Source organism: Lysinibacillus sp. NPDC098008 (assembly GCF_044760715.1).
Lineage (GTDB): Bacteria > Bacillota > Bacilli > Bacillales_A > Planococcaceae > Lysinibacillus.
Genome location: NZ_JBIWBA010000020.1, coordinates 41677 through 66657, shown reverse-complemented (window position 1 = coordinate 66657; position 24981 = coordinate 41677). Strand labels below are relative to the sequence as shown.

The 24981-nt window shown below is 36.5% G+C and carries 24 protein-coding genes; 7 read left to right on the top strand and 17 right to left on the bottom strand.

Annotation, left to right across the window (positions count from 1 at the left end):
• Positions 1-57 precede the first annotated feature (57 nt).
• Positions 58-678 (top strand): rhomboid family intramembrane serine protease, encoded by a 621-nt coding sequence (locus ACIQVU_RS15665; RefSeq protein ID WP_402896256.1) that lies wholly within the window; start codon positions 58-60, stop codon positions 676-678.
• 100 nt (positions 679-778) lie between these two features.
• On the opposite strand, the gene ACIQVU_RS15660 is transcribed toward ACIQVU_RS15665, so the two are convergent.
• The 8 genes from ACIQVU_RS15660 to ACIQVU_RS15625 all read right to left on the bottom strand — a co-directional run bounded on the left by ACIQVU_RS15660 (position 779) and on the right by ACIQVU_RS15625 (position 9609).
• On the bottom strand, positions 779-1354 hold the full coding sequence (locus tag ACIQVU_RS15660) for a GNAT family N-acetyltransferase (RefSeq protein ID WP_340807907.1): 576 nt from the start codon (positions 1352-1354) through the stop codon (positions 779-781).
• Between the two features lie 110 nt (positions 1355-1464).
• On the bottom strand, positions 1465-2940 hold the full coding sequence (locus ACIQVU_RS15655; protein WP_340808637.1) for a PH domain-containing protein: 1476 nt from the start codon (positions 2938-2940) through the stop codon (positions 1465-1467).
• Positions 2933-3412, bottom strand: a complete 480-nt coding sequence (locus tag ACIQVU_RS15650; protein ID WP_340807908.1) for a PH domain-containing protein — start codon at positions 3410-3412, stop codon at positions 2933-2935. Before ACIQVU_RS15650 ends, ACIQVU_RS15655 begins: the two co-directional genes overlap by 8 nt.
• A 128-nt stretch (positions 3413-3540) precedes the next feature.
• Positions 3541-5064: a degradosome RNA helicase CshA gene (gene cshA, locus ACIQVU_RS15645; protein WP_340807910.1), complete on the bottom strand. Its 1524-nt coding sequence runs from the start codon at positions 5062-5064 to the stop codon at positions 3541-3543.
• Between the two features lie 345 nt (positions 5065-5409).
• Positions 5410-6108, bottom strand: coding sequence for an alpha/beta hydrolase (locus ACIQVU_RS15640; RefSeq protein ID WP_340807911.1), 699 nt, complete (start codon positions 6106-6108; stop codon positions 5410-5412).
• A gap of 174 nt (positions 6109-6282) precedes the next feature.
• Positions 6283-7650 (bottom strand): UDP-N-acetylmuramoyl-tripeptide--D-alanyl-D-alanine ligase, encoded by a 1368-nt coding sequence (locus ACIQVU_RS15635; RefSeq protein ID WP_402896253.1) that lies wholly within the window; start codon positions 7648-7650, stop codon positions 6283-6285.
• An 11-nt stretch (positions 7651-7661) separates the two neighbouring features.
• Positions 7662-8741: a D-alanine--D-alanine ligase gene (locus ACIQVU_RS15630; RefSeq protein WP_340807913.1), complete on the bottom strand. Its 1080-nt coding sequence runs from the start codon at positions 8739-8741 to the stop codon at positions 7662-7664.
• 115 nt (positions 8742-8856) lie between these two features.
• On the bottom strand, positions 8857-9609 hold the full coding sequence (locus tag ACIQVU_RS15625; protein WP_402896251.1) for a hypothetical protein: 753 nt from the start codon (positions 9607-9609) through the stop codon (positions 8857-8859).
• Positions 9610-9823: 214 nt separating this feature from the next.
• Between ACIQVU_RS15625 and ACIQVU_RS15620 the strand changes: the two genes are divergently transcribed.
• On the top strand, positions 9824-11011 hold the full coding sequence (locus ACIQVU_RS15620; RefSeq protein ID WP_340807915.1) for an FtsW/RodA/SpoVE family cell cycle protein: 1188 nt from the start codon (positions 9824-9826) through the stop codon (positions 11009-11011).
• A 59-nt stretch (positions 11012-11070) separates the two neighbouring features.
• Here the strand turns inward: ACIQVU_RS15620 and ACIQVU_RS15615 are convergent, their stop codons facing one another.
• Positions 11071-11208 carry an Lmo0850 family protein gene (locus tag ACIQVU_RS15615; protein WP_004232019.1) on the bottom strand — a complete coding sequence of 46 codons (138 nt, stop codon included), beginning with the start codon at positions 11206-11208 and terminating at the stop codon, positions 11071-11073.
• Positions 11209-11524: 316 nt separating this feature from the next.
• Between ACIQVU_RS15615 and ACIQVU_RS15610 the strand changes: the two genes are divergently transcribed.
• Together ACIQVU_RS15610 and cls are read left to right on the top strand one after the other, a co-directional pair.
• Positions 11525-12697, top strand: a complete 1173-nt coding sequence (locus ACIQVU_RS15610; protein WP_340807920.1) for an MFS transporter — start codon at positions 11525-11527, stop codon at positions 12695-12697.
• An 86-nt stretch (positions 12698-12783) separates the two neighbouring features.
• Positions 12784-14241 (top strand): cardiolipin synthase, encoded by a 1458-nt coding sequence (cls, locus tag ACIQVU_RS15605; RefSeq protein ID WP_402896249.1) that lies wholly within the window; start codon positions 12784-12786, stop codon positions 14239-14241.
• A 42-nt stretch (positions 14242-14283) separates the two neighbouring features.
• Here cls and ACIQVU_RS15600 read toward each other — a convergent pair whose 3' ends face one another.
• From ACIQVU_RS15600 to ACIQVU_RS15585, 4 genes are all read right to left on the bottom strand, one after another.
• Positions 14284-15069, bottom strand: a complete 786-nt coding sequence (locus ACIQVU_RS15600) for a M15 family metallopeptidase (RefSeq protein ID WP_340807923.1) — start codon at positions 15067-15069, stop codon at positions 14284-14286.
• A 152-nt stretch (positions 15070-15221) separates the two neighbouring features.
• Entirely contained in the window at positions 15222-15473 is a 252-nt protein-coding gene (locus tag ACIQVU_RS15595; RefSeq protein WP_340807925.1) for a hypothetical protein, read from the bottom strand.
• A gap of 58 nt (positions 15474-15531) precedes the next feature.
• Positions 15532-16293: a membrane protein insertase YidC gene (yidC, locus tag ACIQVU_RS15590; RefSeq protein ID WP_340807926.1), complete on the bottom strand. Its 762-nt coding sequence runs from the start codon at positions 16291-16293 to the stop codon at positions 15532-15534.
• Positions 16294-16457: 164 nt separating this feature from the next.
• Positions 16458-17252 (bottom strand): helix-turn-helix transcriptional regulator, encoded by a 795-nt coding sequence (locus tag ACIQVU_RS15585; RefSeq protein ID WP_340807927.1) that lies wholly within the window; start codon positions 17250-17252, stop codon positions 16458-16460.
• Between the two features lie 504 nt (positions 17253-17756).
• Between ACIQVU_RS15585 and ACIQVU_RS15580 the strand changes: the two genes are divergently transcribed.
• The 3 genes from ACIQVU_RS15580 to ACIQVU_RS15570 all read left to right on the top strand — a co-directional run bounded on the left by ACIQVU_RS15580 (position 17757) and on the right by ACIQVU_RS15570 (position 21716).
• Positions 17757-18407: a LytTR family DNA-binding domain-containing protein gene (locus tag ACIQVU_RS15580; protein ID WP_340807928.1), complete on the top strand. Its 651-nt coding sequence runs from the start codon at positions 17757-17759 to the stop codon at positions 18405-18407.
• Positions 18408-18760: 353 nt separating this feature from the next.
• On the top strand, positions 18761-20284 hold the full coding sequence (gene scpC, locus ACIQVU_RS15575) for a succinyl-CoA:acetate CoA-transferase ScpC (RefSeq protein WP_340807930.1): 1524 nt from the start codon (positions 18761-18763) through the stop codon (positions 20282-20284).
• A 289-nt stretch (positions 20285-20573) separates the two neighbouring features.
• A complete protein-coding gene (locus ACIQVU_RS15570; protein ID WP_340807931.1) occupies positions 20574-21716 on the top strand; it encodes an MFS transporter in 1143 nt (380 codons plus the stop codon).
• A gap of 114 nt (positions 21717-21830) precedes the next feature.
• Here the strand turns inward: ACIQVU_RS15570 and ACIQVU_RS15565 are convergent, their stop codons facing one another.
• The 4 genes from ACIQVU_RS15565 to ACIQVU_RS15550 form a co-directional block, all read right to left on the bottom strand.
• A complete protein-coding gene (locus tag ACIQVU_RS15565) occupies positions 21831-22142 on the bottom strand; it encodes a hypothetical protein (RefSeq protein ID WP_340807932.1) in 312 nt (103 codons plus the stop codon).
• 417 nt (positions 22143-22559) lie between these two features.
• On the bottom strand, positions 22560-22841 hold the full coding sequence (locus ACIQVU_RS15560) for a GNAT family N-acetyltransferase (protein WP_340807933.1): 282 nt from the start codon (positions 22839-22841) through the stop codon (positions 22560-22562).
• Positions 22842-22971: 130 nt separating this feature from the next.
• Positions 22972-23886, bottom strand: a complete 915-nt coding sequence (locus ACIQVU_RS15555) for a DUF1002 domain-containing protein (RefSeq protein WP_340807935.1) — start codon at positions 23884-23886, stop codon at positions 22972-22974.
• A 210-nt stretch (positions 23887-24096) separates the two neighbouring features.
• Positions 24097-24954: a CvfB family protein gene (locus ACIQVU_RS15550; RefSeq protein WP_340807936.1), complete on the bottom strand. Its 858-nt coding sequence runs from the start codon at positions 24952-24954 to the stop codon at positions 24097-24099.
• Positions 24955-24981 lie beyond the last annotated feature (27 nt).

Here is a 24981-nt window from a genome sequence, read left to right as displayed (position 1 = left end):
TCTCCTTTACCTATTTCCAATAAGGCATGTATAATAATTGTAAATTGAGGTGGAGCCATGTTTAGTAGAACGGAAAATTTTAAGCAATACACAACGTATTATCCTGTCGTTTCAACGCTAATTGCCATTAATTTAATTCTTTATGTACTATCTCTTATACCCGGCATAGGGACACTGTTATGGAATTATGGCATTCTAGCAAATTTCCTTGTGCAAAAGGGTGAATGGTGGCGTGTATTTTCTGCAATGTTTTTACATGCTGGATTTTTACATGTACTTTTTAATATGTTTTCATTATTTCTTTTTGGACCAGAGCTTGAAAAAATCGCAGGCAAGGCACGTTTTATCACAATTTATTTAGTATCAGGTGTTGTAGGCAACATGGCAACCTATATGTTTTATGATAGTAGTTATATGAGCCTTGGTGCAAGTGGGGCTATTTTTGGTATTTTTGGTGCATTTGGGGCATTAGTGTATTATACACGTCGCACAATGCCGATGCTTCGAAAGCTTATTTTGCCAATTATTATTATTAGTGTTATCATGACATTCCTGCAGCCGAATGTAAATGCCTATGCACATCTAGGCGGTTTACTAACAGGATTTATTCTTGGGCTTATCTATTTACATCCAAAAAGAATTTTAAGCTGGCGCAAACAAAAAATGGCGGGTAGATAAAGTGAGCCTTCAATCAAGTTTTACAGGCTTGTGATACGGAATAAAAGGAGCCACCTATATGATCGAATCAATCATATAGGCGGCTCCTTTACTATTTATATTATAAAGTGACTGTATCCTCATTAGTCATTTTAATTTTTCTCCATTCGGCTGCTGTTAAGCCATAAACAACTTGATCTACATGATGGTCATAAAGCCATTCAGCATCTCTTAATCGCCCTTCCTCATTGAATCCTAAAACCTTTGGGATGGTACGACTTCGAATATTGCCCACTGCTACACGTACCTCAATACGGTTTAATTTTAAATAATTAAACGCATACTCGATTAACGCTTTCATTGAATTTGTTACAAGCCCCTTCCCCACAAACTCATTACCTAGCCAATAGCCGATGCTTGTCCATTTATGCTGCCAATTAATTTGATGGTAGCCAATCACCCCTGCAAGCTTATCCTCATAGTAAATACCTGCTTGGATACCATTATTATCTGCATATTGCTGCATCGCACCTTTAACAAAGCGCTCCGTATCCTTTACGGTTTTGACATCATCTACAAAAGGTAACCATTCACGTAAAGTATTTCGTGAACGGTCTGTTAAAGCGAATAATTCTTCTACATCGGTTAAATCCAACAGCTTTAAATATGCATGTTCATGAATGTCATATTTAAACAAATTCCCCACCCCTTTTGTTGTATTTATTCTATTATAAACATTATTTCCATTTATTTATAGCTAAAAAAGCTAATCCTTCCAAACGAGCTAGAAGAATTAGCTTTTAGACATTAATGTTCATACCAAGAAAAAATGGTTTCTGCATCTTGTTGCTCTATGCTCGGTACAGTGCCTGTTGTACCAGACATACCTGACATTACTGTAGCTTTAATAGACATAACCTTTTTTCTTTTTTGGAAATAAGATTGTGTGCTTGTAATGGACTGTATTCGTTTTTTCTCCATGATTAATGTAGTACGACTAAATACGCGATACTGCATCGCAAGTTGCTTGCCATCAATTTGATAGCCTGCTGTTTTATGCTGCCAAACTCCAAGTAAGATCGTCAATGGAATTAACAGCAACGATAGTAATCCATAAGGATAGAGGAAATAGCTACCTGCCCCAATAATAGGCACAAGCCAAATAAAATCAATTCGATAGAAAAATGGTCTTGCTCTTTTTGGTGAGCGAATAAAGGCTGGGTGCCAATTCATCTCTGGGAAGAGCTGCTCCAATGTTTGCATACAATCTTGCTTTTTAATAAGCGGGAACAATGCTATTTTTTTATCGTTGCCACTCTCACCATTACCTCCAGCACTTTCTACAATTACCGTTGCAAAGCCTGTTAATTGACGCAATGGATTTTCAACAATACGAATAGCCTGAATGCGATTTAATGGCAATGTAATACGTTTTTTCTCCAAAAGCCCTTTGGTAATAATTAGCTTCTCTTCCTCGATACGAACTGTATAATCATAGTAATTAATCAATGTAATAATAACGGATACAACCCAAGCTACAATTAAAATAAACATCACTGTTAATGCTACTAAAAACGCTCCAATTTTCACAAAATCCGTAAGCTCGTGGAAAACGGCTTCATAAGGAATAATATCCGAAAACTGCGATGCTACAGCAGCAAGCCCTGACAGGACAACGCCTATTCCACCCGAGGTTGTTGCCAACACAAGTAAATCCCTGATGGACATATGATAAATCATTGGTATGGAAACCACTTCTTGCTCTGTTATTTGCAAAGATTCCTGTTCTAGTTGTTGAGCTGCTTCATTTTTCGCACGTCGCATTTCTAATTCAATCACATCTGCTGCGGCTTTTCGAATCGCAGTAAGCTCTACCTCTGGTTTGCCATCCTTATTCCCTGCTGTTTCTACCTGAACTTTTACTAAGCCAAAGATACGATGAAAAATACCTTCGTTGTAATTTAAACTTTGAATACGTTCAAATGGAATATAGCGTTTCTTTTTTACAAACAATCCATACTTCACACGTAATTCGCCATCCTCAAACCAATAAACAAATGTCCGCCATTTAATAATACCCCCTATTAATGCAAGGAGTGCTGCACCTCCCCATACACCAAAAAGGAGAATCGTATCCCAAAAATGCTCACTGCGAAAATTCAACGAAAAATTAAAGCCATTGCTAACAATAATAATAACGATTGGTAATATCATACTTTTCAATGCTTTAACGCTCGTAATAATGGCTGACACGGGGTGCAAACGATTAATTTCTTTAGACATCATCTTCCGCCACCCTTGCCAATTCAGAGATACGAGCACGTAGCCTATCTGCTTCGTCCATCACGAGCGCAGGTATTGTATGTACAGTTGCAGCTGTTGATATTGAAATATTACCTAAATCATATTTTTTTAAAATTGGTCCCTGTGTTGTATCAACATGTTGCACACGCACCATTGGTATAAGTGTGCGTTTTACTACAAATAAGCCATGTTGCACTTCAATCTCATGCTCACGCACCTCATAGCGCCATCGTTCCCATCTTATTTTTGGAAAGATTGACACCAATAATAAAACACCTAGTACCACAATGACACCAGCTATCCAATAAATAAATGATGGCCATTCAAAATAATAAGTTCCATAGCTTACTAAGCCTGCTACAAGTAATAACGCCACTGTTTGCATAACGCCATATAAGCGCCATACCGTTAACCCTTTACGGGAAATTTGATGAATTGGTTGTGCCCGCATTGTTGTTCCCCCTCTTTCCTATACTAAATATACGGCAGTCATCGCCTTTTTGTTTCAACTATCGTTAAAAAAACCTTACAGCTATTATAACTGTAAGGTTTACAACATAAAGTATCATTCGTTTAAAATTAATCTTCATGGCGTCGTGGAGAACGAGAACGACCTTGTCCACCTTCACGGCGACCTCCATCACGACGTCCACCATCGCGACGGTTGCTGTTGCGGCGATCACCGCTACCACCACGAGAACTATCACGGCGTCCACCGCCAAAGCTACGGTTGCCACCACGACCACGATCATTGCTACGTTTATTTGAACGTTCACGACGCATTGGTAATGGACGTTCTTCTGTAATCGTTACAGGTGTATCGTCTGGCTCTTTTGTTAATGAACGAAGAGCCGCAGCAACAACATCAACCGCTTCATGATTTTCTAATAGCTCTGCTGCAAATGCACGATACTCGCCTAAGTTATTGTTGGCAATCAGCCCTTCAAGCGTTTCTACAGCAAGTCGTTGTTGACCCTCTAATGCTTCATCAGATGTTGGTGGACGAAGCGGTGTCATACGTTTTTTCGTTGTTTCTTCTACGATACGTAAGTAACCCATTTCACGTGGAGTAACAAATGTTACAGCAAGACCTGATTTTCCTGCACGGCCTGTACGACCAATACGGTGAACATACGATTCAGGGTCTTGAGGAATATCAAAGTTATACACATGTGTTACGCCTGAAATATCAAGACCACGTGCAGCTACATCTGTTGCCACAAGAATATCAATTTTATTTTCTTTAAATTGACGTAATACTGAAATACGTTTCGCTTGGCTTAAATCACCATGAATCCCTTCAGCTAGATAGCCGCGAATTGATAGTGCCTGTGCAAGCTCATCCACACGACGTTTTGTACGACCGAAAATAATGGCAAGCTCTGGTTGGTGAACATTTAATAAACGAGATAAAATATCGAATTTCTCACGTTCAGCAGATTTAACAAAATATTGGTCAATATTATCAACTGTTAACTCTTTTGCTTTAATTTTCACGATTTCTGGATCACGCATAAATGTTTCGGCAATTTTGCGGATTGCTGGTGGCATTGTTGCTGAGAACAGTAATGTTTGACGATCAGTAGGTACATTTTCTAAAATCGCGTTAATATCATCGATAAAGCCCATATTTAACATTTCATCTGCTTCATCTAACACTAATGTTTCTACATCTTCTAATTTCAATGTGCGACGGTTAATATGATCAATAATACGCCCTGGTGTACCAACGATGATTTGTGGTCTATTTTTCAGTGCACGAATTTGACGGCCAATTTCTTGACCACCGTAAACTGATAATAATTTTACACGTTTATCATAGCCAATTTTATAAAGCTCTTCAGAAACTTGAATTGCTAATTCGCGAGTTGGCGCAATAACTAATGCTTGAATATTAGGGTTTTTTGGATCGATTTTTTCAATTAGTGGAATCCCGAAAGCGGCAGTTTTACCAGTACCTGTTTGTGCTTGACCTAGTACATCACGGCCTTCAATCGCAAAACGAATAGTACCTTCTTGGATTGGTGTTGCTTCTTCAAATCCCATACGCTTTACTGAGCGTAATGTAGATTCGCTAATATTTAATTCTGAAAAATTTGTCAAACTTCTCAATCTCCTTTTTCCTTTTAAGTTGACAAATGGTTACATTTTCAGATGAAGTTGTCGGCAAATTCGAGCCTGTGTAGTGGAACGTTTCCGTTACTTAAAAATTCTCTCTACATGATGGTTCATATAGAGCTCTCTTATATGAAAAGGAAAGCCCGGTCTTTACCGAGCGGTTCGATTCTGTCGTAATTATTCACTTTAGAATAAAACCGTTATGTTCAAAAAAAAGCACTCTTCAACCAAATATGAAGAGTCTTCGCACAAAATGTATCCATTGCTTACACTAGTCTAACACGGCTTTCAAACGTATGCAACGATAACGCATGAGTCGTAATAATCTGACTACTTTATTCCCTGCTTTAAAAAGCATAAAGCCTGCGGAAACCACTTAAAGCAATCTTTCTCAAAGCATATATGATGCTTACCGTTATCAGAAAAATACAAAGTTTTCTCATGAGATGCTAATCGCTCAAAAAGAAACTGTGCTGTATGATAAGGCACTATGCCATCAAGCTTTCCTTGCACAATATAGACAGGAATTCGGATATGCTGATAATATGGCTCCACCATACGCACAAGCTTCATAAATTCGATCGTTGATGCTAGTGGCACATTGTTAAATTTATGCCGATAGCGTAAAAACAGCTCATTATTGGCTAAATTACGATGATATGCCTCAGCAGCTAGCATTTTAAAATCCTTTACTAATTGCTTAGGATTTATGTACTTAGCAGCGGCACTTAGCAAGACAAGCTTTTTTACTTTATAACGCTTTGCTAAATACAATGCAATAATGCCACCCATTGAAAAGCCAACGACCATCACTTCATCTACCTTTTTAGCCAATGCTCGAAAGGCAAGCTCTGCGTCCATAAGCCAATGCTTTGCGGTAAAGCCATTCATATGTAATTCCTCTCCATGTCCAGACAATGTTGGCTCCACAATAAGCCAATCTGTATATGTGCGTAAATATGCTGCAAAAGGTTCCACCTCATAAGGTCCACCTGAGAACCCATGAATACAAAGTACACCAACTGACATAACATTCACCTCGTTTTACAACAGGAAATCAATTACGTTCCAGCGTAGTTGTACCTGTCGCTAATGCTTTCAGTACATAAAGCATCTGCCACTGACACTTCGCTTTCGGTACAAAAAGAATGTGCTGAACCAAGATAAATCGGTGAGATTAGTATCCCACCGATTCATTACTAATTATGCTGTAAATGCTGTTAAAATTTTTTCCAATTGCATACCACGTGAACCTTTTAATAAAACGATAGATGACGCATTAGCCTGCTGGAGCTTTTCAATAATCACTGTATAATCATTTTCTGTATACAATAAATGCTCTGTATCAAAACGTTCTTGTAATGCCTCATACAAATAAGCCATACGAGGGCCAAATAAGCAAACATAGTTAATTTCATGCTCATCAATATGTTCTGCTAATGCTCTATGAAAGTCTTGTTCATTTGGTCCCAGCTCTAGCATATCCCCTAATACAAGCCATTTTTCTGGTCGAATCGTTGATGTCGCTATAAATTGAATAGCCGCTTTAACAGAGGTCGGCGCAGCATTATAGGCATCATTAATAAATAGTGCCCCATTTGTTCCTTCCACTTGCTGCATACGCATATCTGTTAATACAACCTGCTCTAGGGATGTACGAATTTGCTCATTATTTAAGCCGAGCTGATGTGCAATCAGCATTGCCACTAACGTATTTTTCACTTGATGCTTACCAAGCACTGAGATAAAAAAGTCACCCTCTATAACACCATGCGTTGTAAAGTTACTTCCCCTCGCATTGGCATAAATATTTTCAGCATATAACGGATGGCTTGGCTCTAAGCCAAACGCTACTGCATGAAGCTGTGGCTCTTGCGCTACTAGCTCCTGCAGCAATGGCTCATCTCCATCATAAATCAGTAGACCATCTGGCTGCATCCCTTGAATAATTTCAAATTTTGCCTTAGCAATACCTGCACGTGACCCTAAATCCTGCATATGTGCCTCGCCGATATTGGTAATAACCGTTATATGAGGACAAGCAAGCTTTGTTAAAAACTCAATTTCGCCAAACCCACTCATTCCCATTTCAAGAACTGCAATATCTGCATCCTCATCAAGCTGTAAAATGGTAATAGGCAAGCCTAGCTGATTATTAAAGTTTCCAATCGTTTTTTGCACTTTAAAAAATGGTGCAAGCGTTCCTGCTAAAATATCTTTTGTTGATGTTTTACCATTTGAACCAGTAATACCAATAAATTTTGCTTTATGCTCCTGACGATAGGCGCGTGCCATTTCCTGTAATGCTCGTTCTGGATCATCTACAAACAATAAAGGTAAGCCTTCTGGTGGATTTGGTTCATCTTTTTGCCAAAGAGCAGCACCAGCTCCCTTCTCAAATGCCTGAACAACAAAGCGATGTCCATTTGCATGCTCGCCACGAAATGGTACAAACAGGTCTCCCTGCTGAATAGTTCTTGTATCAATGGAGATTCCCGATACCATTGTATCGCCAAAGGCTGATATATCCTCATTTAGCCATGCAGCTAATTGTTTTAATGTTTTTCTCACAATAATCCCACTCAGTCTTTTTTATAGTGAAGCTGTTGCTTTTCTTCATAACGTTCAATAGCTAATGTAATTAAACGATCGATTAACGCTGAATAACTAACATTTGTATGCTGCCATAATAATGGGTACATACTAACAGGTGTAAAGCCTGGCATTGTATTCACTTCATTAATATAAATGCGATCATCATCTGTCACGAAAAAGTCTGCACGAACTAAGCCACTACCATCAATCGCCTTGAATGCCCGCTGCGCTAATTCCTTTAGGCTTGATATAGTTGCCGCTGAAAGCTCTGCTGGAATAATAAGTGCTGTCGAACCGTCTTTATATTTCGAATCATAATCATAAAACTCTGTAACTGACTTAATTTCACCTGGCACTGAAACTTCAGGGTCATCGTTTCCTAAAACCGCCAGTTCTATTTCGCGTGCCACAATACCTTGCTCAATAACAATTTTTCGGTCATATTGTAAAGCTAGCTCTATCGCCTTTACCAGCTCATCACGATTAGTCGCTTTACTAATGCCAACGCTTGAGCCTAGATTTGCAGGCTTGACAAACATCGGCCAGCTCAATGCTTTTTCACAGCGCTCAATCATCGCTTGTTGATTACTCTTCCACTCGCTACGAATAAAGTACGTATAGGGCACTTGTGGTAAACCAGCAATTTCAAATAATTGCTTCATCACCACTTTATCCATACCAGCAGAAGATGCCAACACACCATTTCCTACATATGGTAGATTCAACACCTCAAGCAAGCCCTGTACAGTGCCGTCCTCACCATTAGTACCATGTAACAACGGGAAAATTACATCAAACTGCACTGTATTACCATGCTTATCAATTAAAAAATCAGTAATATTATTTTCTAAAATTGTTGTAGGATCACCAAATTGTAATTCTTCAATTGTACTCACAGGTCCTTCTAAACGCTCTCCACGTCGCCATTCCCCTTCAAGTGTAATGAAAATCGGATATACTTCATATTCCTCAAAATTTAAAGCTCCAGTGACTGCACGTGCTGTCAATAATGACACCTCATGCTCCGCTGACTTTCCACCGTATAATAAACCGATTCTTTTTTTCATATTTGTGCCCTCCACATACTTCTTGAGTATTACTAGTTTATCACGAAACGTCTTGACAAATGACATAAAAATCTCACCGTAATTTTTCGACGGTGAGATTTGTTTCTGTGCCTTATTAGATAATATAAATTAATTCATCATGCTTTGTTTTTAAAATAGTATCTAAGTCATCCCAAATTTCATCAAGAAAAGAATATTCAGATAGGTTACGTACCTCTATACCATAGGCTACCTTTGGCTTTTCAATGCGATATAATGACAATAATGCGCCCTCTTTCGCAAAGGAGCGATAGGAACGTAAAAAATCAGGTGAAATAGTAGGAATACTGGACTTGGCCTTTCGACGCCAAAAGCCTGTAGTTCGCTCCTTTTCACGTATTAAACAATTAAAAACATTTGCAACTAACACATCTGAATCGCTTAAATGTCGAAAATAAATTTTAGTCATTTTCTCTGCCTTTGAAGAATAATAAACAAATCTATTTTGTAATTTATTAAAAAACGGAGATGTAATCGGTTCCTTTTTATGGCTTATGTAAAGTAGCTCACCTTGCTCCATTGGCGTTAAATGATCTAACCTTTTTTCATCCATAAAATCAACCCAGCATAGCTCCTTAGACTCTGCTGATTTTTTAACAAATCGAGGAACTTCTTCGTCCAGCACATATTCAAACTGTGTATGCATATTAAAGGAGCCATCATCATAGGAATGCTTTAACAACAGTAAGTGATGCAGTGGTTCAAGTGCAGCCACAAATTGCGAAAATTTTAACCCGCTAAAAATGACAAATTTATCAACCTCATTCATATGAACATAAATATGATACATAAAATCATCAGCTGACTTTAATTTTTTAGCCACAACCATCACCCCATTCTTCACTACATTATAAGTCTAAACGTAATTTTTTTGAAACATTTTATATGAATTGTCGTCACAACTATATACACAGGCATAAAAATGTTTTTTGCGTTATAATAGGAACGTTACACATGCATTTGCATACTACTCAATAAGTATATGTAATGTAATATATTATATCTACTGATATTGAGATACTATTTTAATTTAGGTGGCTTTTATGGAAAATAAACGAAATTTCGCAAATCGTTTTGACTGGACACTTGCTTTTATTCTTTTTACTTTTCTAATCATTAGTTTATTAGCTATTGCCTCAGCACAAACATCTGGTCAATATGGTATCAACTATGTACCAAAGCAAATACAATGGTATGTAATTGGTGTAATTATTATTAGCATTGTCATGTTTTTTGAACCTGAGCAATATAAAAAAATGTCATGGTATATGTATGGCGCAGGAATCGCCTTGTTAGTATTGCTGATTTTTATGCCTGAGGGACCAAATCAGATTGGTCAACCCGTAAATGGTGCAAAAAGCTGGTATCATACACCAATTGGGAACATTCAGCCCTCCGAGTTTATGAAAACTTTTTATATTTTAGCGCTTGCACGACTAATTAGTAAGCATCATGAAATTCATCCATTGCGCTCACTCAAAACGGACTTTTTATTATTAGGAAAAATTGCTGTAACATTAATTATACCTTTGGCGATTATTTTGCAGCAGCCTGACCTTGGTTCGGCACTAGTGTTCTTTGCCATTACTGCAGCACTTATTATTGTAGCAGGCATCTCTTGGAAAATCATTTTACCAGTCTTTTTCGGCGGTGTCGCAGCAGGTGGTGCATTACTTTGGATGGCACTGTATATGCAAGATTTCTTAGAAACCACATTCGGCTTTAAGACATATCAATTTGCTCGAATTTATTCTTGGCTAGACCCATATTCATATTCCTCTAGCGACGGCTATCATTTAATAACATCGTTAAATGCCATTGGCTCAGGTGAAATTTTCGGTAAGGGCTTTAGAAACCGTGAAGTATACGTTGCCGAAAACCATACTGATTTTATTTTTACAGTTATTGGCGAGGAATGGGGCTTTATTGGTGCAAGTATTGTTATTTGTATGTTCTTTTTATTAATTTATCATTTAACAAAAACAACACTGCTATTAAAAGACCCATTCTCAACATATGTATGTGCTGGCATTATCGCGATGATTACGTTCCATGTCTTTGAAAATATAGGAATGACGATTCAGTTATTACCAATTACAGGCATCCCTCTACCATTCATTAGCTATGGGGGAAGCTCACTGATGGGCAATGCCTTAGCGATTGGTCTAGTCTTTAGTATGCGATTCCACTATCGCACATATATGTTTACAACCTATGACGAAGATGAATAATGATAGAAAAAGGGAAACCTCTTGGCATGAAGAGATTTCCCTTTTCTATTGTAAACGAGTTAAGCTTGAACTTGCGGAGTCTGCGTTGGTGGTGTCAGCACTTTTAAAAGTTCTAGTCGAGACTTTGTTACAGTGGCTGTTACACCCAACTTAGATAAATTCGAAACAATCTTTTTCAAATCTACTTCCTTCGTCATACATTCCACCTCAATCTTTCCTCGATTTTATATAACGTATCATGTACAAAAAAAGTTTCATTTTTTCACGAGTATGATGTCTGACAATTTTATCATACCATTTAACTCGACTTTTAAATTTTTCATTTTTGTTACAATGTAAATTTTGCATCAATATCCACAAATTTATACTACCCTAAATTATACTATGTTATGCATACTGAGCTTGAATAAATTTCATTATTCTAGCTATCCTCTTCCTCCGTTCCTTGTAATAGTAGGAACAAGAAGGGTAGAATAGACATATTGAAATTATCGTATGAAAGCAGGGAACTGTATGAAAAGGGCAATTTTATTGTTAATGTCTGTTCAATTCCTCGTCTATTTAGGCTTTGGTATTATTATTCCTGTCTTACCAGAGGTTATTGTGCAGCAACATTGGAATGATCTTCATGTTGGTGGTTTATTGACAGTATATTCACTTGCAAGCTTTTTTACTGCTCCACTTTGGGGCATGCTATCAGATAAGATAGGTCGTAAACAACTAATTTTAACAGGCTTAATCGGCTTTAGTCTTAGCTTCGTTATTTTCTCATTGTTTATTAATAATCTAGCTATTTTGTATATATCACGTATTGTAGGTGGTTTATTTTCAGGAGCGCTCTATACAGCTGTAACAGGCTTTATTGCAGATATATCTAATGAGGAGAATCGCAATAAATATATGGGCTTTATGGGTATGTCCATCGGTCTAGGCTTTATCTTCGGTCCTGCTATTGGAGGAATGCTTGGGCACTATAGTCTTCAATTACCATTTATAACTTCTGCTGTATTAATTGCACTATTATTTATTTATGCAAGTATTGTCTTAAAAGAACCTGAAAAACGAAAAGATGCCAATAAACGTGCTATCGTGCCGCAAGGTGCTAGAAAAATGCTGCAATATCGGGTGCGTTATTTATTTATGTTCTCTTTTTTAGTAACCTTTATGCTGGCTGGTGTTGAGGCTACATTCCAGCTATTTCAAATCGAGAAAATTCAAATTACCCCATTGCAAATTGGCTATTTATTTATGTTTAGTGGCTTCGTGGATGCAGCCATTCAAGGAGGCGTTGTACGACGAATAAAAAATGGCAGCGAAACATCTTGGTTAATCGGTGCACAGCTCATCACAGCTATAGGAATGCTATTATTTACACTTACAGCAAATCTATTGCTGGCTGGACTTGCGCTATGTGTCTTTACGGCTGGAAACGCGCTTGCTAGAACATGTGTGGTATCACTATCATCAAAAGAGTCAGGTGGTCAATATGGAACGGCGGCAGGGCTATCCTATTCAATGGACAACTTAGGGCGTATTCTTGGACCATTATTTTTCACTTGGTTATTTACAGTACAACCAAGCCTTGGTTACTATACATCAGCAGCTATAGCTATTCTTTCAATAAGTCTTATTTATTTCTATAAAGCTTCTAGTAAATCTTTGCGTTTTAAAGAAGCTCAAGATTAAAGAAGATATTGCTACATATCTCCTTTCCTTATGTAAAGTAGGCTATACTTATTATATTGCGAATTACAGTAAAGGCAGGTATAAGAATGAGCATTTTTACAGATGTACAATATTTAGTACCTTTAATTTCATTTTTTAATATTTTAGCAGCCCTAACCATTATCTTTTTAGAACGTAAAGATGCTACCTCTACATGGGCATGGATTCTCGTATTATTTTTCCTACCGTTAGTCGGGTTTATTTTGTATTTATTACTCGGAAGACAGCTACGAAAAAAACATTTATTCCGTTGGGAAGGACGTAAGGATATCGGGATTGATAATCTTATTAGCTACCAAATGGAGGCTATTCGAAAAGAAACATTCGAGTTCCGTATTGCCAATGCTGAGAATTATCAAGAAATGATTTATATGCATTTGAAAACAAACAATGCCGTATTAACACAGGACAACCATCTCGATATTTTTGATGATGGTGCTAATAAATTTGAACAGCTTTTAAAAGATATTGAAGCGGCGAAAGATCATATCCATATTCAGTATTATATTTTCCGTCTTGATGACTTAGGAACGCGTATTGTTAATGCACTTATAAAAAAGGCAAAGCAAGGTGTGAAAGTACGCCTTCTGTATGATGAAATGGGCTCACGTAATGTAAAAAAGCGCCATTTCAAAGAATTACTAAATGCTGGTGGTGAAGTAGAAGTATTTTTCCCATCTATTTTTCCTCTTCTTAATCCCCGCCTGAATTTTAGAAATCATCGAAAAATCGTTGTTATTGATGGTCGAATTGGCTATATTGGAGGCTTTAATGTTGGTGATGAATATCTAGGCTTACAGAAGAAGTTTGGTTACTGGAGAGATACACATTTACGTATCGAAGGTAGTGCTGTTCACCCATTGCAAACACGCTTTTTATTAGACTGGAATCAAGCAAGCGCACATCAGAAAATGGGCTACTCTGATCGCTACTTCCCTGCTATCCCCCAAAAAGGGAATGTAGGCTTACAAATTGTATCTAGCGGACCAGATTCAGATTGGGAGCAAATTAAAATTGGTTATTTAAAGCTGATTAATATGGCACAAAAATATATTTATATTCAAACACCTTACTTTATTCCAGATGTAAGCTTTTTAGATGCTATTAAAATCGCTACATTATCTGGCATTGATGTTCGCATTATGATTCCAAATAAGCCTGATCATATGTTTGTTTATTGGGCTACATACTCTTATGTAGGGCAGCTATTACGCGCAGGAGCGAAAGTTTATATTTATGAAAAAGGTTTTATTCACGCTAAAGCAATTATTATTGATGATGAGGCATCAACTGTTGGCACAGCAAATATTGACGTCCGAAGCTTTAGCTTAAACTTTGAGGTCAATGCCTTTATTTATGATGCTACTATCTCGCACCAGCTTGCAGAGCTATTTGAAAAGGATATTTTTGATTGTACAGAGCTAACATGGGAAATGTATAAAAATCGTTCCTCTCTTATTAAATTTAAAGAGTCCATTTCACGTTTATTAACGCCAATACTATAAATAAAAGAAAGGAAGAGAGCTGAACGCTACTCTTCCCTTTTTTTATTTCACACCTAAATATTCTTCTAATGTAATGTTTTGCTGAGTAATTTCTTTCGCGATGTCTTTACCAACGTAACGGTAATGCCAGGACTCATACATATACCCTGTAATATCCTCTTTATTTTGCGGGAATCGTAAAATAAAGCCGTACTCTTGTGCATGTGCAAATAACCATTGCCCTGCTGGCGTTTCTCCAAATTCCTCTGTTAGCCATAAATCTTCTTTGCCACGTTCCCCAATATCAAACGCCAGACCTGTTTGGTGTTCTGAATAGCCTGGACGAGCACTGTAGCGATCCGCTGCTGCTTGTCCATCACGCTGCACATAATTGTTATATAAAGTTGTTTGATATTCAAACGAACGATAACCACTAAAGGCAACTAAATCAAAGCCCTGTTGCTTGGCAGCAGCTAACATTTGGTCTAATGCTTGCTTTGCTTCTGGATTTTCACCAGGCGCAAAGGTTGATGGCAACGGATAAATTTTATTTGCTAATAAAATACCATTAATATAAGTCGGCTCTGTTGGTAGCTCTTGATTTGGAACATAGCCATTTTCATCCACTTGCTGTTCTGGCTTAGCAGGAACCTCAGCTGTATTGTCTGGTTTATCTGTTGTAGGAGAGGAATCCTCCTTTACTGGTTCGGTTGGTTCGGTTATTTTAGGTTGCTCATTTGATGCTATATTCGCTTGATTATTTTTATAGTTATACACTACAAAAATAGCAACAATCAATGTGATCGAAATACATGCACCAATGATAAGTGGAAGACGTTTATTTTTCACTATTGATACCCCTTTTAAAAATATCAGGTACGAAAAGCTCAACAAATAACGAGAACATTATTCCTACCTGTTCTATTATTGATTTGACTATTATACTCTTATTTTAACACTGTTCACATCTTTAGGTGTAAATTCCTACATAATTATTTAAATTAGTTTGTAAGAATAATAAATAATACTACAATAGACGCAATCGCGAAAAAGATTGCCATATACTTCATCCATTTTGCCTCTTTTATGTAACCTTGCTCCTCAAAGCTTTTTGCTCGAAATCCATTCGATAATGCAAACATAATTGTCATCGCCAACACAGCAAAGTTAAAATTCCCCATAATAATAAAGACAAGTGCGATAATACTAAAAATCGCCACTAAAATTGATGATAACCATTTTCTATTTAACATAGTGTCCTCCTAAAAAAATCGAGGCAACAAAGGCGCCTCGACATAGTAACTAACCAATTTATGATGTTGCTTTTTCAGGATGCTCCGAGTAATATTTACGTCCAATATATGTTTGAAGAATCAGCAATGCACCACTAACAGACCAGTACAGAGGCAATGCAGCCATAGAGGACATCGAGATAAAGACAATCATAATTGGTGAAATATAAATAAACATTTTCATTTGAGCTTTTTGCTGCTCAGGTACAGTCCATAATGATACACGTGCTTGAACAAGGTAAACAATACCTGCAATAATTGTCATTGTAATATCAGGTGATCCTAAGCTAAACCATAAAAATTCATGTGATTTCACATCTGCTGAATATAAAATCGAGAAGTAAAGCCCCATAATGATTGGCATTTGGATTAACATTGGTAAACAGCCCATATTCAATGGATTAATGCCATGCTTTTGGTAAAGAGCCATCATTTCCTGTTGATATTGCGTTTGCTCTTCCTTTGTTTTCGCTTCCTTCATTTTTTTCTGAACAGCTTCCATTTCAGGCTTAAACGCATCCATTTTCGTCTTCATTACTTGCTGTTGACGATAGTTTTTTAACATAATCGGCATTAAGACTAAACGAATTAGTACTGTAATGGCAATAATGGCTAAGCCGTAGCTTCCAGAAAAAATATCATGCCCGAAAAACTCCAATAAAAATTCCATAGGTTTCACAAAGATACTATAGAAAAAACCTTCTTTGTTTTCCACAGCTTGACAGCCACTAAGCACAAAAACAGCAAGCCCAAGCACTGAAAATAATTTCAAATTTTTCATTTTTCCACCTACTATTATTTATCAACTACTGTGAAGTATACCTTATAGGCTCCAACTTTATCAAATAGCAAGTGCTACTATTTCCTCTCGCTAATAATGAGCAAAAAGATGCGAGCCTTAGCACTGCTAAACCATTCGCATCTTTTCATTTTGATATTTGAAAATTATACATTTTGTAATTCTGCTTCTGCCATTTCAAAACGATAAAACTCATGATGAAGCTCATCCCTAAAATGTTTAGGTGTAACACCTGTATATTTTTTGAAAATACGAGTAAAATAGCTTTGGTTACAGAAATGGAATTGGTCAGAAATAGAAGTAATACTTTTGTTTGTGTGTCGCAAGTAGTATTGTGATTCTTCTACACGTCGAACATTGAGATACTCAACAAGTGTAATACCTACATGTTCTCTGAAAATACGCGATAAGTGACTAGTGCTTATATGGAAGTGATTAGCAATACTTTCCACTGTTAAATCATTTTCTAGCTCATCATTTATATACATAATCACTTTATTGACCGTTTGGTGTCGGAAAGTCGGCTGTTTGCGATCTGCAATAAAGTAAACAAAGAAGTCAATTAAATCATCTGCAAATTGTAAAAATTCCGCGTCCTTCATTTGATTCTCAATCATATCGTTACAAGCAATATTAAAAGCAAATGCTTTTTTAGCAGGCACTTGATTATCTAATAATTTACGAGCAACAATTGATGATAAAATAGAAAAATAACTTCGTACAATTTTAATAACCTGCTTGCCAAAACGTATTGAAAGAATATCAATTAATTCATGCAAAGATTTCTTTGCTTTTGCAGATTCTAAATGGTAAATCTCAAAAATTAACTTCGACTCAATATTAAAAAATTCTTCGACACCGACATATTGGTTAATATTATCGATTTCTTGGAAGTATCTTTTGGATATCGTTTCTGACATAGAATGTTGATGTAGTTGCATAATCTTCCCCATCTTTCCTCAGAGTACACGAATTGACTAACAATATTTGACATCAATCCCAACGAATTAAAAATAAGAAAATAGTATTTACTTATTTCCCATAAGAACTGAGTCCTATTTCATATTTTTTTAAAAAAATAACTAAAAAACAACCCGACTAAAACACCAGATTTTTAAAAAATAGACTATACAGTGAATGTTACCATATTCTGCGATTTCCTTTCAACCACATTTTAATTGTTACTCTAGTGCTAATTTATCACATATGCATAGTAGAAACCTCGTAAACTTATTCCTTACAATTAAATTTTACCATATACCTATCAAAAAAAATTAGTTATTAAATTAATGTATTTACAAATTATACAAAACATATTACACCATTTTATTAGATCAATCGACATTTTTCTATTTTATTCCTAAATCTTCTCTATATAATTTATGCGAATATGTAGTAAAATAGATAATAAAATTATTTTTAAAAGTTTAAACGAGGTGTTTAACGTGGATCCAAAGCAAATAGAAGAAATTATGGATATTATTAAAGAGTTCTTCCCAGAGAATACTTCCATTGCGATTTCTGATACAAATGAATATCTATATTACCAACCAAGCAAAAAAATTGATTTAAAAATTAAACCAGGTGACCCTATTAAAGAGGGTTCAGCAGCTCACAAGGCACTATCTTATGGTCAAAAAATTAGCTCTTACATTGAGCCTGATGTTTTTGGTGTAGCCTATTATGGTATGAGCATTCCTTTAATGGACGAGGGTGAAACAAAAGGAGCTATTACAGCTGTCTTCCCACAAAAACCATCAGCTTTCTTAACAAACTACATTACAATCAAAATTGATGATTGCTGGTACCCAATTCCACACGATCAAGTAATTTATTTAGAAACACAGCTCCGTAAAACATTTGTTAAAACAATGACTCGTGAAGGTTATCACCGCCTAAATTTAAGTGACCTTGAGTTATTTTTAGCACCAGATTCATTTATTCGTTGTCACCGCTCTTATATTGTCAACATTGACTACATCGATGAAATTCAGCCAGATTCTCACTCAACGTTTTTATTAATTATGAAGGACGGCACGCGTATTCCTGTTAGTCAACGCTACGCAAGCTACTTCCGTCGCTCTTTGGGCTTCTAATTACAAAACGCAGCGAACATTTTACAATAATTGTTCGCTGTATTTTTTTGGGTATTATTTAGTTAGTTACAGCCTTTAATTTCTAATTTTTACATAGTGGTTATGTAAAATTCCCTCTAAATTTATACAGCTCTACAATAAAACGTTTTCTCTGTCGAAAAGTCATCTTAATGCTCGATTTTTCTTTTTTTACTTAATTTAATGCTATATATAAAGTTTTTGTGACAATATGGTGATAATATAATTCAAATGGTTGAAGTCATACTACAACTAAATAAACAGAAAATTCCCAAAGGTTTTTTCCTGTTTTGTAAACGGTTTCCATCAAAATTATTTAGGGGAGGATTTTTTTTATGGATGCAAATGTTCAAAAACGCCTAGGTTTAAAGGAGCTTGAAAGTAAAATTGTTACTGCTGAAGCAGCGGCAGCACTTATTTCTGACGGTGATGTAGTTGGTATGAGTGGTTTTACTCGTGCTGGGGATGCAAAAGTAGTTCCTATGGCATTGGTGGAACGTGCTAAAAATGAGCAGTTCAAGATCGATGTTTATACAGGTGCTTCTTTAGGACCTGAAGTAGATAAATACTTAGCTGAAGCTGGTGTAATTCGTAAGCGTGGACCATTCCAAGGAGACGCTGGCATTCGTAACTTAATTAATTCTGGTGATATTTTATATGTGGATGCACATCTTTCACATAATGCTGAATTAGTGCGTCAAGGTATTATTGGACCAATTAAATATTTAATTCTCGAAGCTGTTGCAATTACAGAAGATGGATTCATCGTACCAACAAACTCAGTAGGTAACTCGCCAATTTTTGCTGAATATGCTGAAAATATTATTATCGAGCTAAATGTTTCTCATCCAGAAGCATTGGTAGGTATCCATGATATTTATGTACCAGCAGAGCAAGGTGCTCGTGAGCCAATCCCAATGACAGACGTACAACAACGCATTGGTGACATCGGTATTAAAGTAGACCCTGCTAAAATTAAAGCAATCGTTATTTCTGAAGAGCCAGATGCTCCGTCACTAATCGTACCACCAGACGAAGAAACACAAACAATGGCAAACCTTTTATTAGACTTCTTCCGTGACGAAATTAAAGCAGGTCGTTTAACAAATAATTTAATGCCTTTACAATCAGGTGTAGGTTCTGTAGCTAATGCTGTATTAGATGGCTTCGCTGATTCAGAATTTGAAGATTTAGTTGTTGCTTCTGAAGTATTACAAGATGCAGTATTCAACTTAATCGATGCAGGTAAAGTAAAATTCGCCGCAGCAACATCCATTACACTTACTGAAGAATTACAGAAAAAAGTATATGGCAATTTAGAAAACTATGCGGACAAAATTTGCTTACGTCCACAAGAAATTTCTAACCACCCAGAGCTTATCCGTCGTTTGGGCTTAATCTCCATCAATACAGCCCTTGAGTTAGATATTTATGGCAATGTAAACTCTACGCATGTATCAGGTACAAAAATGATGAACGGTATCGGCGGTTCTGGTGACTTTGCACGTAATGCTCGCCTAGGTATTTTCGTGACAAAATCATATGCAAAAGGCGGCGCTATTTCTTCTGTTGTTCCAATGGTATCGCATGTTGACCATACAGAACATGACGTAGATATTATCGTAACAGAGCAAGGAATTGCAGACTTACGTGGCTTAGCACCAAAAGAGCGTGCAAAATTAATTATTGAAAACTGTGCACACCCAGACTTCAAAGAGCAATTATGGGATTACTACAACCGTGCTGTTGAAGCAACTGGTGACCATCAAACACCGCATATTTTAGAGGAAGCTCTTTCTTGGCATGTAAATCTTGCTAAAAATAAAACAATGAAGCAAGGCGTACCTGCACAAGCTTAATCTAACTATACTAAGCTGTTCCTACTGCCCCCATTATGTTATAAAATGGGGGCAGTAATATTGTCGTAATAAATTCTATCTACAATGCTATAGAAATTTTCCAAAGACTACTTGGTTGCTATACTTTATGGCAATTTAGTAGTCTATTTTTTTGCATTTAACCCTTTCAAATATTCTTACTAGCTTTGCTTTTCAGTATGCTAGAAAGCCATTCATGTAGATTATGCCGTTTTTACATTTATAAATGATATAATCATTATTGAGAATTATTATCAAACGGAGGCTTGTTATGCGAAATTTTATTTATGCAATTATTTTCTTCTCCTTTTTTGATCTATTTACTCAGCTTCCTGTTATGAGTACATATGCCGAATCTTTAGGTGCATCGGCATTTCTAACAGGTTTAGCAGTAGGTATGTATTCACTATCTAATACATTCGGTAATATTATTTCAGGCTTTTTAACAGATCGCAAAGGACCTTTTATGATTCTAGTTTTAGGGCTTTTTACAACAGGTCTATCATTAATACTCTATAATTTAGTAGAGGAGCCTATTGCTCTATTAATCGTCCGTTTTATTCATGGACTTGTAGCTGGCTTTATTGTTCCTGCTGCCTTTACATTTTTAGCAAATGCTACAGAGCATGAAAAAAGAGGAAAAGGCAGTGCTATTTCTGGAGCATTTGTTGGCATTGCAGCAATTGTCGGTCCAGCATTTAGCGGTATTTTAGCAAGTCGAACAAGCGTCCCAGTTGTATTTAATATTACAGCAAGCTTTATGCTCCTATTAGGCATTTTTGCCTTCTTTATACTGCAAGCAAAGCAAGTAAAAAAAGAGCAAACAACATCTCCTACACATATTCCAATAAGTGTATTTTTCAATAATGCTGGAATACTTAAAGCATTTTTAGGAGCATTCTTCTTAATGTTTTCTCAAGGTGTTATTGCCTATTTGCTGCCCTTAAAAGTTTATACCTTAGGCTTTGATTCTCGTTTAAGCGGAGCATTAATGAGCACCTTTGGTATTGTTGCTGTACTCGTTTTCCTATTACCTACTAATCGTATTTTTGATAAGGTCAATCCACTGAAAACATTGTCCTTCGGTATATGCTTAATGGGACTAAGTCAATTATTAATAAGCCAAGCAGATGCTAGCGCTCTACTCTATATCGCAATGGCTTGCTATGGAGTTGGCTTTGGCTTCCTATTCCCCTCGGTTAATTCACTATTAATTGACTCAACAACTACTGACGTACGAGGTAAAGCCTATGGCTACTTCTATGCATTTTTCTCTTTAGGCGTTGTATTAGGCTCTTCTTTACTAGGGTGGCTATCTCTTGGCATTGTTAGCGGCTTTATTTTTACTGGTATCGTATTATTGCTCTTTGCAGGCATTATCCTTATTCCACACAAAAGACCTTCTCATACTTAAACGAGAAGGTCTTTAAATGTTGGCTTAGTTAAGAAAGGAAGCTGTTATCCATTTCATTATCAACATTGTGAAACTGTTCTTACGTTTAAGCTTTTCGTGAGAAGGTTCTTTAAATTATTTTTCCTTTTCCTGAATTTCTTCATTATAGAAATGAACGCCTGTGTGTCCTCCACCCTCAGCTACCATTTCATTTGATGCAATTTTAGTTGGGGAAGTACCAGCCTCCGTTGCTACTTCTGCTGCTACTCGCTCTACAACTTTTTCATCCATATTAGGGCTAGTTGCAAGATACGATTCTACTTTTGATTTCATACCATTCAACATTGTTAATGCTTTATCACGATTTTCCTTTTTACTTAAATAAGATGCTGCTAAGCCTACTAAACCTGCAATCACAACACCTGTTCCTGTACGTTTTGCCATCATTAATTACCTCCTAAAAATATAGAAACTAGCTATGTAATATAGGTTTTCCCTATTTTTTGTAGGCTAAACATTCTTTTTTCATACTCTTAGGCATATATAAATATATGTTTGAAAGATTCCGCTTGTTCACCTTATTTAAAATAAAGTTTTTATATTTTTTCTGAATTTTTAAATTATTTATGTTTAAAAGCTTAAAAAGTGGGGAATAAATAGATTAATACTAAATTAGGATGTGATGATGATGAAGAAATTTGATTTAGCTTATGATTGGGTAGATATGGCTTCATTAATTGGCGGTGCTGGTATTTTAACATTACTCATTTATAGTATTACTCTACTGTAAGGAGCTGCTCAAATGAATTGCACTACACATTAAAAAAGGCAATCCGCTTTGTCGTTAAGCAGATTGCCTTTGTTTTATTGTTTTACATCATTATATGCGTCTGATTTTTCAAATGCTGCCACTACATAAGAGCAAACAGCCTCCATTTTATAACCATTCTCACGTGCATAATCAGCAGCACGGTCAAGCAATTGCTTAGCCACTCCTTGGCCTCGTAGCTTATCGGATACATATGTGTGATCCATGACCATCACTTGTCCATTTTGCTGCCAAGTAATTTCTGCTAACTTTTCTCCTTCTTGCACATTCAAAAAAGCAAATTCATTTTCCGCTAATTGCTGTAATTGAAATTCCATTTCTCACCACTCCTTTTATCCATAGTACCATAGCCTTTTATATTTTCACAAAATTTGTGATTATGATTGAGCAAAAAAATCTGCCACTCTACTCTAGTATTACAAGTAAATATGGCAAATTTACAAGATATTATTTAAACCATGAGGAAACGGTATCTTTTAAATTAGCAAAGAAATTTTTCACACTTGCCCAGAAGCCTTCATCTTCCATCAGCGCGCCAAATTTTTCTTGAATCGTGTTACTAATATCGTTTAATTGATCCGACCATTTACTAAAGTCAATATCAAGCTTACTAATTTTATCCATTAAATCAACAAGTAATTGACGATCTTTTTCACTTAAATTAATTTCAAGCTTATTTAATTGCTCCTGCACGATTTTTTCTACATCTTCACGTGTAGCTGGCTTTAACTCAGCAATTTGTTTTTTAATTTCTGTTAGTAGCTCTGCAACTTTAGCATCGTCTACCCCTGCTGATTGTGCAATAGATGTTGCTACTGATAGCTCCTCATTTGCCACATCTGTACGCTCAATATCAAGTGTTTCACCTGTTGTTACCTCATAAGCCTTATAAATCCCTACTAATGCTGAATGCCCTGTCACAGCCTTTGGTGCAGCTACCTGTACAGTTGCATCTTGAATCCCCGCTGTTAACATCGCATTTGCATACATTTCTGACGTTACTTGTGTAATATTGGATGGTGTAACAATCTCTATGACTAGACCCTCTCCTGCATCTCTACGTGTAATTTTAGCAGAGGAATACATACGAGAGCTTGCGTTACTGTCTTTAATGTATTTTACTAAATCCTCTCCTGATACAACAATTTCTTCAATTTCAGGCTCTTCGCTTACTTTTAATGATTTTTTGACTGACTCTTTTTCAGCCTCAGATAAATTTGCACCATATACTACAATGGGTACGCCTAATTTTTCATCAATAGCTTTTGGAGGTGTATTATCCGCCGCAAAACCTGTTGCTGGTGCCATCACTCCCAATACCAACATTGTGGCTGTTAGTATTTTAATCCATGTCTTTTTCAAATTATGTGACCCCTTTCATGAAAAGCTTATTCATTATGCCCTGTCTTCAAAACCCTTTTACTATTTGGGGTAAAGCTGCCGCACAGAGCATCACTGAAGCAACATATAGGCTATTATAATTATTAGTACGAAAAAAAGACGAGAAGGTTTCAAAAGGATATCTCTCGTCTTTTTTTCCTTGATACACGCTTATCAGGGCTTCAGCTTTCACTATAATTCTTCTGTCCAGCCATCTTGTTGCTTCACCTTACCAGCCTTCATCAATGTACCTAATGCACGCTTAAATGCACCTTTACTCATATTAAACATTTCTTGAATTTCCTCAGGCGAAGATTTATCGCCAAACGGCATTCTACCACCAACATCTTGAAGATAATTCAAAATTTGCTGTGCATCATCTGAAAGACGCTCATGCTTACGTGGTAAAAGAGAACCATTCATTGACCCATCTTCTTTTACATCGATAATACGCACCATTATATCTTGTCCAAGTCTTGGTTCAGCCTTGCGTTCTGATTCATGCACAAAAATACGGTAAGGAATATCTACACCTAGTAAAAATGAGCCAACTGGCAATAGACGATAAGGGCGTGCTAAAATATTTTGATTATGCATATCTTCAAATGCACCCTCATATAGCTCTGAAACCTTTTCTTCCGTTGCTAGACGTCCAAATAAATCACCATTGCGATCTGTACGCAATGTCATAAATAAATGGTCGCCTGGCACTGGCCAGAGTTCTTGTAATGCTGGTAAATCCTCTGCCTTTACTAATACTTCGCGAGATGTGCCAATATCCACAAAGGCTCCTTCACGCTCAACTACTTTTAATACACGTGCCCAGCCATATTCCCCTTGCGTAAAAGCTGGTATCGCTGTAGTAGCCGCTAAATCACCACGACGATCTACAAATAAAAATACTTCAAGGCGATCACCTACTGCTAATGGCTCTGTTACCTCTGAAGCATTTAATGGGAGCTCCTCCACTCCATTTGTTAAAATCCATTTTGATGCTTGTTGCTCTAATACTGTTAATGTCACAACTTCACCTGATTTTAATACACTCATATTGTCTTCCTTTCCTTTACACCATCA

Coding starts and splice junctions, on each gene's coding strand:
- ACIQVU_RS15615 (WP_004232019.1), bottom strand. CDS start 11,208: ATGACGAAGGAAGTAGATTTGAAAAAGATTGTTTCGAATTTATCTAAG.
- ACIQVU_RS15610 (WP_340807920.1), top strand. CDS start 11,525: ATGAAAAGGGCAATTTTATTGTTAATGTCTGTTCAATTCCTCGTCTAT.
- ACIQVU_RS15570 (WP_340807931.1), top strand. CDS start 20,574: ATGCGAAATTTTATTTATGCAATTATTTTCTTCTCCTTTTTTGATCTA.
- yidC (WP_340807926.1), bottom strand. CDS start 16,293: ATGAAAAATTTGAAATTATTTTCAGTGCTTGGGCTTGCTGTTTTTGTG.
- ACIQVU_RS15620 (WP_340807915.1), top strand. CDS start 9,824: ATGGAAAATAAACGAAATTTCGCAAATCGTTTTGACTGGACACTTGCT.
- cls (WP_402896249.1), top strand. CDS start 12,784: ATGAGCATTTTTACAGATGTACAATATTTAGTACCTTTAATTTCATTT.
- ACIQVU_RS15655 (WP_340808637.1), bottom strand. CDS start 2,940: ATGTCTAAAGAAATTAATCGTTTGCACCCCGTGTCAGCCATTATTACG.
- scpC (WP_340807930.1), top strand. CDS start 18,761: ATGGATGCAAATGTTCAAAAACGCCTAGGTTTAAAGGAGCTTGAAAGT.
- ACIQVU_RS15630 (WP_340807913.1), bottom strand. CDS start 8,741: ATGAAAAAAAGAATCGGTTTATTATACGGTGGAAAGTCAGCGGAGCAT.
- ACIQVU_RS15565 (WP_340807932.1), bottom strand. CDS start 22,142: ATGATGGCAAAACGTACAGGAACAGGTGTTGTGATTGCAGGTTTAGTA.
- ACIQVU_RS15650 (WP_340807908.1), bottom strand. CDS start 3,412: ATGCGGGCACAACCAATTCATCAAATTTCCCGTAAAGGGTTAACGGTA.
- ACIQVU_RS15550 (WP_340807936.1), bottom strand. CDS start 24,954: ATGAGTGTATTAAAATCAGGTGAAGTTGTGACATTAACAGTATTAGAG.
- ACIQVU_RS15560 (WP_340807933.1), bottom strand. CDS start 22,841: ATGGAATTTCAATTACAGCAATTAGCGGAAAATGAATTTGCTTTTTTG.
- ACIQVU_RS15640 (WP_340807911.1), bottom strand. CDS start 6,108: ATGTCAGTTGGTGTACTTTGTATTCATGGGTTCTCAGGTGGACCTTAT.
- ACIQVU_RS15595 (WP_340807925.1), bottom strand. CDS start 15,473: ATGTTAAATAGAAAATGGTTATCATCAATTTTAGTGGCGATTTTTAGT.
- ACIQVU_RS15665 (WP_402896256.1), top strand. CDS start 58: ATGTTTAGTAGAACGGAAAATTTTAAGCAATACACAACGTATTATCCT.
- ACIQVU_RS15625 (WP_402896251.1), bottom strand. CDS start 9,609: ATGGTTGTGGCTAAAAAATTAAAGTCAGCTGATGATTTTATGTATCAT.
- ACIQVU_RS15585 (WP_340807927.1), bottom strand. CDS start 17,252: ATGCAACTACATCAACATTCTATGTCAGAAACGATATCCAAAAGATAC.